Source organism: Gordonia bronchialis DSM 43247 (genome assembly GCF_000024785.1).
GTDB lineage: Bacteria > Actinomycetota > Actinomycetes > Mycobacteriales > Mycobacteriaceae > Gordonia > Gordonia bronchialis.
The window spans coordinates 4638301-4654657 of the sequence record NC_013441.1; the positions used below are offsets into that span (position 1 = coordinate 4638301).

Genomic DNA, 16357 nt, shown 5'->3' on the forward strand with positions numbered 1-16357 from the left:
ATGACCGACCATTCCCGTCGGGTAAAGGACCGAGACGCCATCGACCCCGCACCCGACACGACGCCCACACTGGAACCGGGCGGGGGCGTGAACCCCGGCGACACCCCACCCGACACGGCCCAGACCTCCGGGCTCTCCCACCCGCAGCGGCTGCTCAGCAAACGCTTCCCGGGCGCCGGCGTGGCCACGCTCGTAGCCATCGGATGCCTGATCGTCGCGATGCTCGTCGTCGCCGTGGGGCTGGTGGTGATGGTGATCGTCTGACGGCGCGATTCACCTCAGCCCATCACCACAGCACCGTCAGCAGCGCACGCGGCTGGGCGAGCAACAACTCCCGAAAGTGGTTGCGCACCACTGTGATGACCGGACACGCGCACTGCGCGGGCACCCCGGTGGCGTCCACACCCAGGTTGCGGCACAACGTGATCGCGCGCCGAAGATGGAAATCCTGGGTGATGATCACCGCGCGCCGGACCCCGAAGACGTCGTGGGCGCGTCGGCAACTGGCGTCGGTGTCGAGGCCCGCCGGGTCGTCGACGATGTCGCCGGCGGGTACCCCGCGCTGCTGCAGGTAGGCGCGCATCACCGCGGGCTCATCACCCGCTTCGGCAGACCCGTTGCCGGAGTTGATTATTCGTGTGATCTTCTTGGCGTGGTAGAGGACGAGTACGGTGTCGAGGCGACCACGGACATAATCGCCGGGGACACCGTCGGAGACCAGCGATCCGAGTACCAGCGCGGTGTCCGCGGCGGTGGGGTCCTGCCCGTCGGAGATCCGCCCGGCCGATGCCACGTACATCCACGTGGCCGACACGGTGATCACGAACTCCACGGCCACCAGCGCGACGAGCACCACCGCACGCCCGATCCGTCTGGCCACCCCATCACCGTAGTGGGCCCCACCGGCGACGCCTCATGGTGAGCGGCGTATCAACTTGCCGATTCGTTGATGTCAGCGCAGCCCGCGGTCGATACTGGATGAACCCGCGGGTCAGGGCGCGTCAGATGGCACGCAGCGTGGTGAGAGTGAGGGGATGGCTATGCCATACATGCCGGTCACGGAATCAATGTTCCTGCTTGCGGAAACGCGGGAACAGCCCATGCACGTCGGGGGTCTGCAGCTGTTCATCCCGCCGGAGGGACAGTCGGCCACCGAACTCGCCGAGGAGATGTACACCTGCTTCCAGCAGTGCACCGAGGTCCACCCGACGTTCCGCAAACGTCCCGCATCCCCGGTGACCCTGCTGGGCAACGTCGCGTGGTCCTTCGACGACGAGATCGACTTCGAATATCACGTGCGGCGCACCGTGTTGCCCGCGCCCGGACGCATCCGCGAACTGCTGCGCTACGTCTCGCTCAATCACGGCGCCCTGCTGGATCGCTTTCGCCCGATGTGGGAGTTCCACATCATCGAAGGCCTCGACGACGGTCGGGTTGCGTTGTACAGCAAGCTCCATCACTCGCTGGTCGACGGGGTGTCGGCGCTGCGCCTGCTCGAGCGCGCACTCTGCGAGGACCCCGACGACCGCAACGGAACCGCACCGTGGGACCCCGAGTTGTCCAAGCGCCGCAAGCGGCGGCCGGCTCCGCCGAGCCGCAGCATCGTGTCCCGGGTCGGCGGGGTTCTCGACGTGGCCGGCCAGATCGCCGGCATCGCCCCGGCGGCCGCCAAGGTGGCCGTGGCCGGACTGACCGACCCGGACTTCGTCTCGCCGGGACCAGTCGCGCCGCGCACCATCCTCGACGTCGCGATCGGCAGCGCACGCCGCTTTGCCGCCCAGCAGTGGGCGCTGAGCCGGCTGCGCGCGGTGGCGAGCGAGATGGAGATCACTCTCAACGACGTCGTCGTCGCCATGTGCGCGGGGGCGCTGCGCTCGTATCTGATCGACCACGACGCGCTGCCGGACAAACCGCTCGTGGCCGCCGTCCCGGTGTCGATGCACACCGACGACGACCATCACAAGGACGGCAACGCGGTCACCGCGATCCTGGTGAGTCTCGCGACCGATCAGCCGGATCCCGAGCGCCGGTTGCGCGCCATCGTCGCGTCGACCCGCAAGAGCAAGCAGGTGGTCCGCGGGCTGCGTCCCCTGCAGGCACTCGCGCTGGGGGCGGCGAACTTCGCGCCGCTGGCCTTTGCCACCATTCCCGGGATCGTGCAGTACACGCCGCCGCAGTTCAACATCATCATCAGCAACGTGCCCGGACCGAAGAAGCATCTGTACTGGAACGGCGCGCAGCTCGACGGTGTTTATCCGGTGTCGATCCCGATGGAGGGCCTCGCACTGAACATCACCGTCACCAGCACGGCCGAGCACATCAACTTCGGGCTGATCGGTGCGCGAGCGCAGCTCCCGAGCCTGCAGCGTCTCCTCACCCACCTCGACACCGCGCTCGAGGAACTGGAGAAGGTGGCCCACGTCGGCCCGTGAGCGACGGCGGCGTGGTGACCGCCACATCGCCGCCGCCACAACCTGACTAGACAGTAAGTTACTCGTGAGTATCATCGGAGGGACCTGTCGGGCCCGACGGAACGTTAGTTAGGTCATCCTTGGCAGCGCGCCGGGGGCGCGACGATTTACGGTTACCTGTAGTACACCGTCGACTCGTGGTGCATCAGCCCTGCGCATACGCGTAGCCGCGACGACAGAAGACTCTGGCGACGGACGACCTAAAGAAAGGCCGGTACGCTCCCGTGAATGCGACCACGATAACGATCGGCACGTTGGCCGCCATCATCAGCTTGTTCTGCTGGGCGTTGTTCCTCAGCGGCGTCTGGCAGATGATCCGGGCAATCGCGCAGGGTCAGCGAATCGACAGTACGAGATTCTGGCCGGTCCTCCCCCGCTTGTGGACCATGCTGAAGGAATTCGTCGGCCACACCCGCATGGTGAAGTTCCGGACCGTCGGCTGGGCGCACTGGCTGGTCATGTTCGGCTTCATGATCGGTGCGATCTTCTGGTTCGAGGCCTACGGGCAGATCTTCGACCCGCACTTCCACTGGCCGATCATCGGCAGCTGGAACATCTACATCCTCGCCGACGAGGTGCTGGGTCTGGGCACCGTCATCGGCATCACCACGCTGATCATCATCCGCCAGCTGAACCATCCGCGGGTCCCCGAGCGCATGTCGCGCTTCTCCGGATCCCGCTTCGGCGCGGCGTACTTCGTGGAACTGATTGTCCTCATCGAGGGTCTCGGGATGATCTTCGTGAAGACCTTCAAGATCGCCAATGGCCTTGAGGATCCGCCCATCTGGACGTCGTTCTTCACCCACTACTTCGCCCAGCTCTTCGAAGGCTGGTCCGTGTACTGGGTCACCGGCGCGGCGGTCATCAAGCTGATGAGCGGCATGATCTGGCTGGCCGTCGTCGGCCGCAACATCGACTGGGGTGTCGCCTGGCACCGGTTTACCGCCTTCCCCAACATCTACTTCAAGCGTGAGGCCGACGGTGGGGTCGCCCTCGGCGCGGCCAAGCCGATGATGAGTCAGGGCAAGGTCCTCGACATGGAGACCGCCGACCCCGACGTCGACGCCTTCGGCGCGGGCAAGGTCGAGGACTTCTCGTGGAAGGGCTGGCTGGACTTCACCACCTGCACCGAATGTGGTCGCTGTCAGTCGCAGTGCCCGGCCTGGAACACCGGTAAACCGCTGAGCCCCAAGCTGCTCATCATGTCGCTGCGCGATCACGCACAGGCCAAGGCGCCCTATCTGATCGCCGGTGGGCGCAAGGACATGGGTGGCGACGAGGTCGGTCTCGTCGACGCCGACGGCAACGTCGACGAGGACAAGCTCAACGCGATTCCGGAGGCCGCTCGCGCCGAGGCCGCCCGCAAGCTGGTGGGCGAGTCCAAGGGCGTCATGGGCGGCGGCGAGGGCGTCGTCGAAGATGACGGCGCGTTCGATCCCGAGGCACTCGGTGCCGTCATCGACACCGAGACGCTATGGAGCTGCACCACCTGTGGCGCCTGCGTCGAGCAGTGTCCCGTCGACATCGAGCACGTCGACCACATCCTTGACATGCGCCGCTACCAGGTGCTCATCGAGTCGGACTTCCCCACCGAACTCGCGGGGATGTTCAAGAACCTGGAGAACAAGGGCAACCCGTGGGGCCAGAACTCCTCGGCGCGCACCAACTGGATCGACGAGATCGACATCGAGATCCCGGTGTTCGGCAAGGACGTCGAATCCTTCGAGGGCTTCGAGTACCTCTTCTGGGTCGGCTGTGCCGGCGCGTATGAGGACCGCGCGAAGAAGACCACCAAGGCTGTCGCCGAATTGCTCGACGTCGCCGCCGTGAACTTCCTCGTCCTCGGCGAGGGTGAGACCTGTACCGGTGACTCGGCGCGCCGCGCGGGCAACGAGTTCCTGTTCCAGATGCTGGCGCAGCAGAACATCGAGATGTTCAACGAGGTGTTCTCCACTGCACCGAGTCAGCGCAAGAAGATCGTCGTCACCTGTGCGCACTGCTTCAACGCGCTGGGCAACGAGTACCCGCAATTGGGCGCGAAATACGAAGTGGTGCACCACACTCAGCTGCTCAACCGGCTGGTGCGCGAGAAGCGCCTGGTGCCGGTCGCCCCGCTCGGTGAGGGCGTCACCTACCACGACCCGTGCTACCTGGGCCGCCACAACAAGGTCTACGACGCGCCGCGTGAACTGATGGCCGCCGCGGGCGGGCAGCTGACCGAGATGCCGCGCCACGGCGAGCGTTCCATGTGCTGCGGCGCCGGCGGCGCCCGTATGTGGATGGAAGAGCAGATCGGCAAGCGCATCAACATCGATCGCGTCGACGAAGCGCTCGACACACTGGGCGCCGGGAGCGGAGCGAGCGGGCCCGGTCAGCGCGGCGCCGGGAGCGGTGGCGACGCACCGCAGAAGATCGCGACCGGTTGCCCGTTCTGCCGCGTGATGCTCACCGACGGAGTCACCGCCCGCACGTCGGGCACCGACAACGAGGGCAAGGTCGAGGTCGTCGACGTCGCGCAGATGCTGCTCGAGTCGGTCAAACGTGGTGCGCCCGAGGTCAAGCTCGGTGGTCGCTTCCTCGGGCCCCGTCCGGCGGCTGCCGAACCGGAACCCGAGCCCGAGCCCGAGCCGGAGAAGGTCGCGGCCGCCGCACCGGCTGCGGCCGGTGAGGCCAAGCCCAAGGCCAAGGTCGGCCTGGGCATGAAGGGCGGCAAGAAGCCGGGAGCGGCCGCCAAGGCTGCGGCACCCGCCGAGGCTCCCGCGGAATCGGCTCCGGCCGAGAAGAAGCCGGCCGCCAAGGGTTTCGGCATGAAGGGTGGCAAGAAGCCAGGCGCCGCGGCCAAGACCGCAGCACCGGCACCCGCCGAGGCGGAGTCGTCGGCGGCAGTGGAATCGGCGGCCAGCGAGTCGACAGCGACCGAGGCAAAGCCCGCCAAGGCCAAGGGCTTCGGCATGGCTGCCGGCAAGAAGCGGCCCGGCGCCAAGACGCCGGGTGCCGCGGCGGCCGATGCCGGTGTCACTGCTCCCGCCGAAAGCCAGGTCGACGAAGCCGGGTCGGCCCCGGATGCCGCCGCTACCGCCGACACCGAGGATGCGACCGCGACTGCGACCACCACCGAGGCAAAGCCCGCGAAGGCCAAGGGCTTCGGCATGGCCGCCGGCAAGAAGCGTCCGGGTGGCGTCGGCAAGGCAGCTCCCAAGCCTGCCGCGTCGGCGCCGGAAACCACCTCGACCGCAACAGAATCCGAGTCGACACCACCCGAGCCGGCGCCGGCAGCACCCGAGGCCGGCGGCGCGGCCGCGCTGAGTGAGGAGAAGCCCGGTAAGGCCAAGGGCTTCGGCATGGCCGCCGGCAAGAAGCGTCCGGGCGGTATCGGCAAGGCGGCCCCCAAGCCTGCCGCCGCAGCGCCGGAATCCGCGCCGGCATCCTCGGATTCGACGGCGACAGAATCGGAATCGACTGCGACAGAGTCCGCACCGGCAGAACCGGATTCGACGCCGGCGGCACCGGAAACCGGTGGCTCGGTCGCGGCGCTGACCGAAGACAAGCCGGGCAAGGCCAAGGGCTTCGGCATGGCCGCCGGCAAGAAGCGTCCCGGCGGCGCATCGAAGGTTGCGTCGAGTCCGCCGAGAACCGAGACGGCACCCGAGCCCGAGCCGGCGCCCGAGCCCGATCCTGAACCGGTAGTCGACGAGTCACCGTCGGAGCCGGACGCCACTGCCGGAACGGAGACGACCGAGACGGAAACTGCTCCCGAGCCGTCGACCAACGGGTCCGGACCCGACGACGGCCGCACGATCGCCGAAGCCGGTGCTTCCAAGGCCAAGGGATTCGGGATCGCGGCAGGTAAGAAGCGACCGGGCCACAGGTAAGCCCGTCCACAACGGTCGTCCTCAAGGGCCGCCGAGGGCAATATTCCCTCGGTGACCGCTGAGGACGACCGTTGCGTATGCAGAGAAAACCCGTTTGCGCCCGGCTGCGACAATGTACCGGTGAGTAGGCCACATGTATCCCACCTGAATCAGAACCTGAAGCCGCTGGAGCAGTCCCTGAAGCTGCAGAACGTGTGCTACGAGATCAGGGGACCCGTGCACGCGCACGCGGCGCGGCTGGAGGCCGAGGGCCACCGGATCATGAAGCTGAACATCGGCAACCCGGCCCTGTTCGGCTTCGAGGCCCCCGACGTCATCATGCGCGACATGATCCACGCCCTCCCCTACTCGCAGGGCTACTCGGAGTCGGCCGGTGTGCTCTCGGCACGGCGTGCGGTGGTGACCCGCTACGAGCTCATCCCCGACTTCCCCTACTTCGACGTCGACGACGTCATCCTCGGCAACGGTGTCTCCGAGCTCATCACGATGACGATGCAGGCGTTGCTCAACGACGGCGACGAGGTGCTCATCCCGGCGCCCGACTACCCGCTGTGGACCGCCATGACCACGCTGTCCGGCGGACGTCCGGTCTACTACCGCTGCGACGAGGACAACGGCTGGAACCCCGACATCGACGACATCGCGTCGAAGATCACCGAACGCACCAAGGCGATCGTCATCATCAACCCCAACAACCCCACGGGTGCCGTGTACTCCCGTGAGGTGCTGGAGCAGCTGGTGGATCTGGCCCGTGAGCATTCGTTGCTGATCCTGGCCGACGAGATCTACGACAAGATCCTCTACGACGACGCCGTGCATACCAATGTCGCCTCACTGGCCCCGGACCTGCTCTGCCTCACCTTCAACGGCCTGTCCAAGGCCTACCGGGTGTGCGGTTATCGTGCGGGCTGGGTGGTCATCACCGGCCCCAAAGATCACGCCACCGGTTTCATCGAGGGCCTGGGCATCCTCGCGTCGACGCGCCTGTGTTCCAACGTGCCCGGTCAGCACGCCATCCAGGTGGCGCTGGGCGGCTATCAGTCCATCGATGCCCTGGTGGAACCGGGCGGCCGCCTCTACGAGCAGCGCAATGTGACCTGGGAGAAGCTCAACGAGATCCCCGGCGTCAGCTGTGTGAAACCGATGGGCGCGCTCTACGCCTTCCCCCGACTCGACCCCGAGGTCCACGAGATCCACGACGACGAGTTGTTCGTGCAGGACCTGCTGCTGCAGGAGAAGATCCTCGTCGTGCAGGGCACGGGCTTCAACCTCGAGGACCACAACCACTTCCGCATCGTCACACTGCCCTGGGCGCGGGATCTGAACGACGCCATCGAGCGGATCGGGAACTTCCTGTCGTCGTATCGGCAGTAGCAGGCCTGGAGTATTCATGTAACCGTTGGTAACGTCTATCCCCGACGATCACTCGAAGGGGAGAGTTCATGGTCGACTGGCGTAGACGAAGTGTCACCAACGGCGGGGTCAACCTGGCTGTTTTCGAGCTCGGTGAGTCCGGCGCCGAGCGCCCGATCGTCCTGCTCGTCCACGGCTGGCCCGACACTCATCACCTGTGGACGCATGTGGCGCCGACGCTGTCCGAGCAGTTCCACGTCGTCGCCTACGACTGCCGCGGGTTCGGCGAGAGCGATCATCCCACCGGCGACGCCGCCTACCGGCTCAGCGAGATGGCCGACGACCTGTTCGCCGTCGCGGAGGCCGTCAGCCCCGACCGGCCGGTGCATGTGCTGGCCCATGACTGGGGTTCGGTCTCGGCGTGGGAGGCGGTCACCCGGCCGGGTGCCGAACGACGGATCGCCTCCTTCGTGTCGGTCTCCGGCCCCAACCTCGACTACCTCGGCGTCTGGGCACGCAAGAACTTCAGCCGCCCGACGCCCCGCAACCTGGCGCGGGCGATGGCGCAGACCGGATCGTCGGCCTACACCGCCTTCTTCCAGCTGCCGATACTGCCCAAACTCTTCTTCACACTGACCGGTTCGCCTCGGTTGTGGCGCGAATTCCTGCATCGCATCGAGGGGACGCCACGCGAGAACGCGACGTTCCAGGCGAATCTGCGTGAGGACATGATCTCCGGACTTCGCCTGTACCGGGCCAACATTCGTGGCAAGCTGCGCCGGCCCGATCCGCGACCCACCTCGGTGCCGGTGCTCGAGATCGTCAACGAGCGCGACATCGCCTTACGGGCAGCTATTTTCGACGACACCTACCTCTACACCGACCGCATCTGGCGTCGGCGCACCCCGACGGGACACTGGTTGCCGCTCACCAAACCGGACTATCTCGCCGACGCCGCAACAGAGTTCATCGCGGCCCACTCCGGTGACGCCGCGGCGGCATCGGCCATCGAGCGGTTGCGCGTCTTCGGCGCGCCGAAGACGTTGTCCGGCAAGCTCGCCGTGATCACCGGGGCCGGCAGCGGGATCGGCCGGGAGACGGCGTATGCACTCGCCGAGCAGGGTTGTGAACTGGTGCTGGCCGATCTCGACCTGGCCGCCGCCGAGGAAACCGCCCGCGAGAGCAAACGTTTCGGCGCGCACGCCACCCCTTACCCGCTCGACGTCTCCGACACCGCGGCCTTCGCCGCCTTCGCGAACACCGTGCGCGCCGACCACGGGGTCGCCGACATCGTGGTCAACAACGCCGGAATCGGGCTCGCCGGACCGGCTCTCGACGCCACCGACGAGCAGATCGACCGACTGCTCGCGGTGGACCTGCGCGGTGTGATCACCGGCAGCCGCGAGTTCGGACGTCAGATGGTGCAGCGCGGCGTCGGCGGTCAGATCATCAACGTGGCTTCCGCTGCGGCGTTCACCCCGTCGCGCGACCTGGGTATTTACTCGGCGGCCAAGGCCGGCGTGCTGCTCTTCTCCGAGTCGCTGCGCGGTGAGCTCGCCGAACATCGGATCGGGGTGAGCGCCATCTGCCCCGGCATCGTCGACACCAACATCGTGTCGCACACCCCCATCGCGGGTCTCGACGCGGAAACCGAAGCACAGCAGCGTGATCGACTCGACCGCGCCTACCAGCGTCGCGGCTTCACCCCCGATCGCGTGGCCGCCGACATCGTCAAGGCGATCATCGGGAACAAGGCGGTGGTCCCGGTGACTCCCGAGGCCAAGGTGGGCTACCGCGTCTACCGATTCGCGCCCTGGCTGTCGCGGATCGGCGCCCGCCAAAAAGTTGCCCGCTGACTCTGATTCGTGACGAGGAGAACTCGATGAGCGCACACGCACATCAGCTCGACGACCCCCGCGAACCCGTCGACCCGGACGGCTCCGACCCCGGACCCGTGGAACTGCACGCCCGTAATGTGACCTTTGACTGGTCGGGTACCCCGCTGCACTGGATTCCCAGGCACCCGGTGTCGTCGAACTTCGTCAGCGTCCTGAACCTTCTTCTGCCCGAGGGTGAACGGTGGTTCGTGCAGACCTACAACGAGGCGCTGCCACTGGTCGCCGACGACGAGCTCGCGGCGACGATGCGCGGGTTCATCGGGCAGGAGGCCATGCACGCCGAGGCCCACGACCATGTGCTGTGGGAGTTCCTCGACCATCACGGCATCGACCCGCGGCCCTACCTGGCGCAGGCCGAGTGGATCTTCCGGAAGATCCTCGCCCCCATGGAGAAGGGCAGCGCGGCGGCGCGCCAGAAGCACTTGATCGAACGCCTGTGGCTGATCGCCGCCCTGGAGCATTACACCGCGATCCTGGGCAATTTCGCGCTCAACAACACCTGGGTGGAGCACGGCGCAGATCCGACGATGACCGATCTGTTCACCTGGCACGGCGCCGAGGAGGTGGAGCATCGCGCGGTCGCGCACGAGGTGGCCGTCTACTTCGGCGACAGCTACCTGCGCCGCGGACGCGCCATGCTGGTGGCGCTACCGGTGCTCATCGTGCTCATCCAGCGCGGCTTCCGCTTCATCATGAAGCAGGACACCTCGTTGCACTACAACATCTTTCAACGCCAGTACCACTACCACCGCGGGGTGCGAGCCGGAGTGCTGCCGAAGATGTGGAAGGTCATCGTGTCCACCTTCAGCTACTTCCGGCCGGGTTTCCACCCCAACGAGATCGGTTCCACCGCACAGGCTGTCGCCTACCTCGCCGCCTCGCCGGCGGCCCGCAACGCAAGCTGAGCTCGATCATGAACCAACGCGCACACCCTCATACGACGACGTTGACGTCGCCGCCACCCCACCTGTACGGCCGGTGGCGACACGACCCGCTACTCACCGTCGGAACCGTGGTGGCCAAGGCGTGGTGGCCGTTCTGGCGGCCGCTGTCCCCGCTGCGCGACACCGTGCGCACCGACGGCATGAGCACCGTCGCGATCGTGAAGCGCGAGGTCGTCGCCGAAGACGAGAATGTCGTCGCACTCACCTTCGCCGACCCCGACGGGGCCATGCTGCACCGCTGGCACGCCGGCGCCCATCTCGACCTCCTGCTACCGTCCGGCCGGATGCGCGAGTACTCCCTGTGTGGTGATCCGGCCGACCGTTACACCTACCGGATCGCGGTACGCCGCATCCCCGATGGCGGCGGCGGATCGGTGGAGGTGCACGACGACCTCAAGGTCGGCGACCTGGTCTCGATCAAGGGTCCGCGCAACGCCTTTCCGCTCGCCATCCCCGGCCACGGCTCGCCGGCCCGGTCGGTCCGCTTCATCGCGGCCGGCATCGGCATCACCCCGATCCTGCCGATGCTGGCGGCGGCTGAACGGTTCGGCCTGGACTGGTCGATGATCTACACCGGCCGCACCCCGGACTCCATCCCGTTCATCTCGGAGGTGGGACGCTACGGCACCAAGGTGACCGTGCGCACCGACGACCAGGACGGCCTGCCGTCGATGGCGGAGCTCCTCGGTCCCGTCGATCCGGAAACAGGCCGGGCGCCTTCAGGTTTGGCGGTGTACTGCTGCGGACCGGTCCCGATGCTCGAGAGCCTACGCCGCCATCTCGGTGATCGCCCCGACATCGAACTGCACTACGAGCGATTCTCCCCGCCGCCGGTGGAGAACGGCGAGGAGTTCACCGTCACCCTGGCTTCCACCGGACAGGAGATCCCGGTTGCCGCGGATGAATCCGCGCTGGCTGCCATCCGCCGCGTGCTGCCGTCCGTGCCGTATTCCTGTCAGCAGGGCTTCTGCGGTACGTGCAAGGTCAGGACGCTGGCCGGCGACATCGATCACCGGGACAACATCCTGACCGAGCCCGAACGCGCGTCCGGGACGATGCTCACCTGCGTATCACGCAGTCACGGAGGCAATCTCACCCTCGATCTCTGAGGTGTCAGCCGGCCGGTCACCCTGCTCGCGCAGCAGGACGAAGGCCGCCACCCCGGCCGCGGCGGTGATCGCGACGGCCACCCACACGGCGTTGTGCAAGCCGTCCATGAAGACCTCCTGGACGGCGGCCTCGATCGCGGGTCGCAGCCCCGACGGTGCCCCCTCGGCTACCGCACCGCCCGCCATCACCGACTGCTGTGCCGCGTCGACGGCCTCGCGAGGCAGGCCCAGTCCGGAAAGACGGTCTCCCACACCGGCCAGATAGGCCGACGTCAGAACCGAACCGAGGACCGCGACCCCGAGCGTGCCGCCGACCTCACGCGTCGTGTCGTTCACCGCGCTCCCGGCGCCCGCTTGTTCCGGCCGCGACGAGTCCATGATCATCTGCGTGCACGGTCCGGAGATGAACGCGAGTCCCACCGCCATCAGCGACATCGACCAGATGATCAGCTCCCAGTATCCCGAGAACCGGGAGGCGATCTCGACCAGACCGAACCCCGCGGACATCACGAAGGCGCCGAACACCGCGACCAGCCGCGGGCCGAACCGGTGCGAGAGCGCCATCGCCACCGGCGAGAGGACCGCCATCACGATCGCGAACGGCAGGGTACGAAGGCCCGCCTCCAGCGGCCCATATCCCTTGACGCCCTGGAAGAACTGGGTGATCAGGAAGATGAAGCCGAACAGCGCGAAGAAGGCGACGCTGATCATGCCGGCGGCCGTGGCGAATCGGCGGTTGGCGAACAGCCGGACGTCGAGGATCGGATGGTCGATGGAGAGCTGGCGCCGGGCGAACACGCCCAGGATCGCCACGGCCGCAACGATTCCACCGATGGTGCGGAAGGTGAGCCAGCCGACGTGGGGCCCCTCGATCACCGAGTAGGTGAGCAGACCGAGGCCGGCGACGGACAGCGCCAGGCCGGGCAGATCGAATCGGGAGACCGTCTCGGGGCGTGTGCCGGGAACGACGAGAAGGATTGCGGCAAGGGCGATCACGCCGAGTGGAACGTTGACCCAGAACACCGAGGTCCAGGAGAAGTGCTCCAGCAGCCAGCCGCCCAGAACGGGTCCCACCGCCACGGCGACCCCTGACGTCGCAGCCCAGACCCCGACTGCCGCAGCACGTTCGCGCGGCTGCGTGAACACCGTGGTGACGATGGCGAGAGTTGCCGGGAAGACCAGTGCGGCAAACATTCCGAGTGCGCCGCGAGCGGCGATGAGTTGGCCGAGGCCCTGTGACCCGGCTGCCAGCACCGAGACCGCGGTGAAACCGACGATGCCGGTGATGAGCATGCGGCGGTGGCCGAACCGGTCACCGAGGTAACCGCCGGTGAGCAGCAGTCCGGCGAAGACCAGCGTGTAGGCGTCGACGATCCATTGCAGTCCGGAGATGCCGGCGTCGAGGTCTCGCGCCATGGTCGGGAGTGCGACGTTGACGATCGTGTTGTCGACCATCACGAGCAGCTCGGCGAAGCAGAGGGCGGCCAGCGCCCACCAGCGATTGTTCAGAACGGTTCCGTTCATGGGTTTGCCCTTCGGCGATCGAAGCGGTCGACGTCCAGCGATAGTGGAACATCGATCTACTGTTATAGGACGTTGTTCTATTCAAGAAGAACACTGTTCTAGTACGATGTCAATATGTCTGGCGCCAAATCCCCTCCGAAGGCCCGTACGCGCACGTCGGGCGCCGATATCCGGCCGGGACTGATCGCGGCGGGGCGTCGGATCCTGGAACGCTCGGGGCCGTCGGGGCTGACCGTCCGCGCGGTCGCCACGGAGGCGGGGGTGGCGCCGATGGGCGTCTACAACCACTTCGACGGCAAGGAGGGACTACTCGCCGCCCTGGTGACCGACGGATTCGCCGACTTCGCACGCCGGGTCGCGACCACCGACGCCGACCCGGCGCTCCGACTACGCAACAGTGGTCGCGCCTACCGCGAGTTCGCGCTCGCGAACCCTGAGCTGTATGCGCTGATGTTCTCCAGCGAATGCGAGGCCGACACCGAGACCGCCGCCGACGCCTTCCACGTGTTCGCCGAGGTCATCCGATACGGCCAGGTCGCGGGGTTGATCATGGGTGGCGATCCGGCCGGGCTGGCCATGCAGGCGTGGTCATGCGTCCACGGCGCGGTGTCGCTCGAGCTCGCCGGATCGGCACCACCGTTCCTCGATGCGACCGCCAACTACGAGCACATTCTCGACCTCATCGCCCGCGGCCTGGCGGCGTGAGCGAAGACCGTTGCGACCGTCTCGGCCGATCGGGGTCCGGCCATCTGGGACAATGACGCCCGTGACTGAGTATCGGATCGACGATCTCGCGCGCGCCGCAGGCACCACGACCCGCAACGTGCGAGGCTACCAGGACCGCGGGTTGTTACCCCGGCCCGTCCGGCGCGGCCGTATCGCGATCTACACCGACGCGCACCTCGCCCGCCTGAAAGTCATCAACGACCTGCTCAAACGGGGCTTCACCATCCGCCACATCGGCGACTTCCTGTCCGGCATGCAACGCGGTGACGACCTCGCCGAAGTCCTCGGCCTGCAGGAGGTGGTCTCCGAACCCTGGTCCACCGCGACGTCGACGACGATGTCGGCGGCGGATCTGCGCGACCTGCTCAACACCGGCAATCCCGCGCACTTCGCTCAGCTCATCGAATTCGGCCTGATCAGTCCCGACGGCCCGCAGGACCCGCCGGAGAAGTACGCGATTCTCGATCAGGAGACCGTCGCCGCGTACGGACGACTGGTGAAACTGGGCGTCGCACTGCCCGGCATCCTGGAGGTTCACCGCAGGCTCGACGCCGAGATGTCAGCGGTCGCGGCAACCGTGATCTCCGCCGGACGACGTGCCGTCACCGACGGCCATACGGACGGCTGGATTCCCCAGACACAAGCCGAATCCGATTGGGCCACTGAGCTTCTGACAGAGCTTCGACGTGCGGGTACCGTCTCCGCGCACAATGCCCTCGACCGCGCGCTCGACCGCGATATGGCCCGGCAACTCGAGGAGTACCTCGGCGAGGCGCGCAAGGCGCGGCGGGATCCGCCCAACGAGCACCCCATCACCGCCCCCTGAGCCTCCCCTGCCGGTTGAGTAGGCACGTGCGAGCTTGCGAGCCCGAGCCGTATCGAAACCACGGCGGGCCGAAAGTGTCGGCAACCCGCCGCGGTATCGCTGCCGACTCAGGGCAACACGATCGGCGGTAGTCCCGGGATCGGGTTGGGAATCGTCAGGCGCGGACGAGGCCGCGGACGTGGGCGTGAACGCGGACGTGTGGTGGTGTCGTTGGGGGTCGTCTGCGGAGGCGGCGGCGGGGGTGGGGTGTATTGCTGTGCGGGCAGCCGGGCCTCGGCGAGCACCGCGGGATCGGCATACGACGACGGCGCGGGCTGCGTGACCGGCGCCGACGACGATGGTGCCGCCGCAGTCCGCTGTGCCGAATCGTCATCGGTGAGCGCGAAAGCCGTTGCAACGCCGACCAGTGCGAGGACCGCTGCGGTCCCGACGACAGCGGCCACACGCTTCCCGCCGGCCCGGTAGAGCAGGCCGCGGTCGCGCCGATGGAACGGCGTCGACTCGACATCCGGCGCGACAGCGTCCGGTTGTTCATGGTCGAGACCGGAGTCGTCGAACAGTTCGGTGTCCCCGGCCACCGAGCTGTCCGGCGCCGACACATCCGAGTACGCAAGCGATGTCGCGATGACGGGGATGGGTTCGGTAGGAGTGTCGTCGACCGGCGGATCGCTGATGGGCGCTTCGCAAATTGGTTCTGGCGCAACAGGTTCTGGCGCAACGGGTTCTGCGGCAATCAACTCTGCAGCAACGGGCTCTGGCGCAATCAACGCTGCGGCAACGGGTTCTGGCGAAGCAGGCTCCGGGACAACCGGCATGGGAGCCGGAACCATCGCCGGAAAATCAACTGAGGCAACGTCGGTGGCGTCGACGTGAGCGTTCGTCGTCGGCGTGTGTTGGGCGTCGATCCCCAATGAGCTCCCGGTCGCACCGGGCTCCGGGGCGTCGAGGTCGACGACGGGCACCGGGACGGCGCGCGCGATGGAATCGCGAAGACCGGGCCAGTCCCGCAGGCCGTCGGCCGCGATCACCGCTGCCACCGGGCGAGGGCAGTCGGACACCGCGGTGCGGGTCATCACCTCCACGCGGGCGACGAGGTCGCGCGTCGACTCCTCGACGTCGCGGCGCGCGAGACGGAAGAGGCGGATGTGCTGGCGTCCCATGATGAAGGTGCCGTCGGAATCACGAAGTCGCTCACGTCCGCGGGCCACCAGATCGAGCAGTTCGGCGTCCCATGCAGGTGCGGTCGGCATCTCGACGCGTCCGATGCGGATGAGGTGGTCGGCGATCACCCGATCGAGCGCATCGGGACCGATGTCCTCGGCCGCGCTTGCGTTCAGAACGGCGCGCGTGGCCAGATCAACCGTCAGGATCAGCACGCCGTCGTCGAGGTCGAGCAACACCACCGGCTCGTCAACGGGCAGTGACCGCGCCTGCAGCCCGGCCGCGATCTGCTCGAGGGAGTCGACGACAAGTGGGCGCTGACCAGCATCGACCGGTCGGGTCGAGGTGTGCGCGGTGTTGTCGGTCATGATCATCGCTCGGCGGTTCGGGGACCTGGGACGGGACGAGTGGTGCACATCGCCCAGCGCCCCCACCGGCGAGAATGTGCCGAATCAAGCCAGGTGATCGACTCG

General features: G+C 67.2%; 12 protein-coding genes. 9 read left to right on the forward strand and 3 right to left on the reverse strand.

The genetic code is table 11. The features are described 5' to 3' along the window. Positions 1 to 264, forward strand: coding sequence for a DUF6480 family protein (locus tag GBRO_RS21525; RefSeq protein WP_012835966.1), 264 nt, complete (start codon positions 1 to 3; stop codon positions 262 to 264). A 22-nt stretch (positions 265 to 286) separates the two neighbouring features. Here the strand turns inward: GBRO_RS21525 and GBRO_RS21530 are convergent, their stop codons facing one another. Beyond that, positions 287 to 856 (reverse strand): SanA/YdcF family protein, encoded by a 570-nt coding sequence (locus GBRO_RS21530; RefSeq protein ID WP_012835967.1) that lies wholly within the window; start codon positions 854 to 856, stop codon positions 287 to 289. A 184-nt stretch (positions 857 to 1040) separates the two neighbouring features. Here GBRO_RS21530 and GBRO_RS21535 point away from each other — a divergent pair, with 184 nt between their 5' ends. The 6 genes from GBRO_RS21535 (at position 1041) to GBRO_RS21560 (ending at position 11647) form a co-directional block, all read left to right on the forward strand. Further along, a complete protein-coding gene (locus tag GBRO_RS21535; protein WP_012835968.1) occupies positions 1041 to 2432 on the forward strand; it encodes a WS/DGAT/MGAT family O-acyltransferase in 1392 nt (463 codons plus the stop codon). Between the two features lie 263 nt (positions 2433 to 2695). Next, positions 2696 to 6343, forward strand: coding sequence for a (Fe-S)-binding protein (locus GBRO_RS21540; RefSeq protein WP_012835969.1), 3648 nt, complete (start codon positions 2696 to 2698; stop codon positions 6341 to 6343). A gap of 120 nt (positions 6344 to 6463) precedes the next feature. After that, a complete protein-coding gene (locus GBRO_RS21545) occupies positions 6464 to 7717 on the forward strand; it encodes a pyridoxal phosphate-dependent aminotransferase (protein ID WP_041920023.1) in 1254 nt (417 codons plus the stop codon). Between the two features lie 68 nt (positions 7718 to 7785). Beyond that, positions 7786 to 9552, forward strand: a complete 1767-nt coding sequence (locus GBRO_RS21550) for an SDR family oxidoreductase (protein ID WP_012835971.1) — start codon at positions 7786 to 7788, stop codon at positions 9550 to 9552. 26 nt (positions 9553 to 9578) lie between these two features. Further along, positions 9579 to 10499, forward strand: a complete 921-nt coding sequence (locus GBRO_RS21555) for a metal-dependent hydrolase (RefSeq protein ID WP_012835972.1) — start codon at positions 9579 to 9581, stop codon at positions 10497 to 10499. An 8-nt stretch (positions 10500 to 10507) separates the two neighbouring features. Continuing rightward, on the forward strand, positions 10508 to 11647 hold the full coding sequence (locus GBRO_RS21560) for a PDR/VanB family oxidoreductase (protein WP_012835973.1): 1140 nt from the start codon (positions 10508 to 10510) through the stop codon (positions 11645 to 11647). Here the strand turns inward: GBRO_RS21560 and GBRO_RS21565 are convergent. Then, positions 11609 to 13171 carry an MFS transporter gene (locus GBRO_RS21565; protein ID WP_012835974.1) on the reverse strand — a complete coding sequence of 521 codons (1563 nt, stop codon included), beginning with the start codon at positions 13169 to 13171 and terminating at the stop codon, positions 11609 to 11611. The two genes, GBRO_RS21560 and GBRO_RS21565, sit on opposite strands and share 39 nt — an antisense overlap. A gap of 114 nt (positions 13172 to 13285) precedes the next feature. Between GBRO_RS21565 and GBRO_RS21570 the strand changes: the two genes are divergently transcribed. Together GBRO_RS21570 and GBRO_RS21575 are read left to right on the forward strand one after the other, a co-directional pair. Continuing rightward, complete coding sequence (locus GBRO_RS21570; protein WP_012835975.1) at positions 13286 to 13876, forward strand: TetR/AcrR family transcriptional regulator; 591 nt, start codon at positions 13286 to 13288, stop codon at positions 13874 to 13876. Positions 13877 to 13937: 61 nt separating this feature from the next. Next, entirely contained in the window at positions 13938 to 14723 is a 786-nt protein-coding gene (locus tag GBRO_RS21575; RefSeq protein WP_041920762.1) for a MerR family transcriptional regulator, read from the forward strand. 107 nt (positions 14724 to 14830) lie between these two features. Here the strand turns inward: GBRO_RS21575 and GBRO_RS21580 are convergent, their stop codons facing one another. Then, complete coding sequence (locus tag GBRO_RS21580) at positions 14831 to 16252, reverse strand: hypothetical protein (RefSeq protein ID WP_012835977.1); 1422 nt, start codon at positions 16250 to 16252, stop codon at positions 14831 to 14833. Positions 16253 to 16357 lie beyond the last annotated feature (105 nt).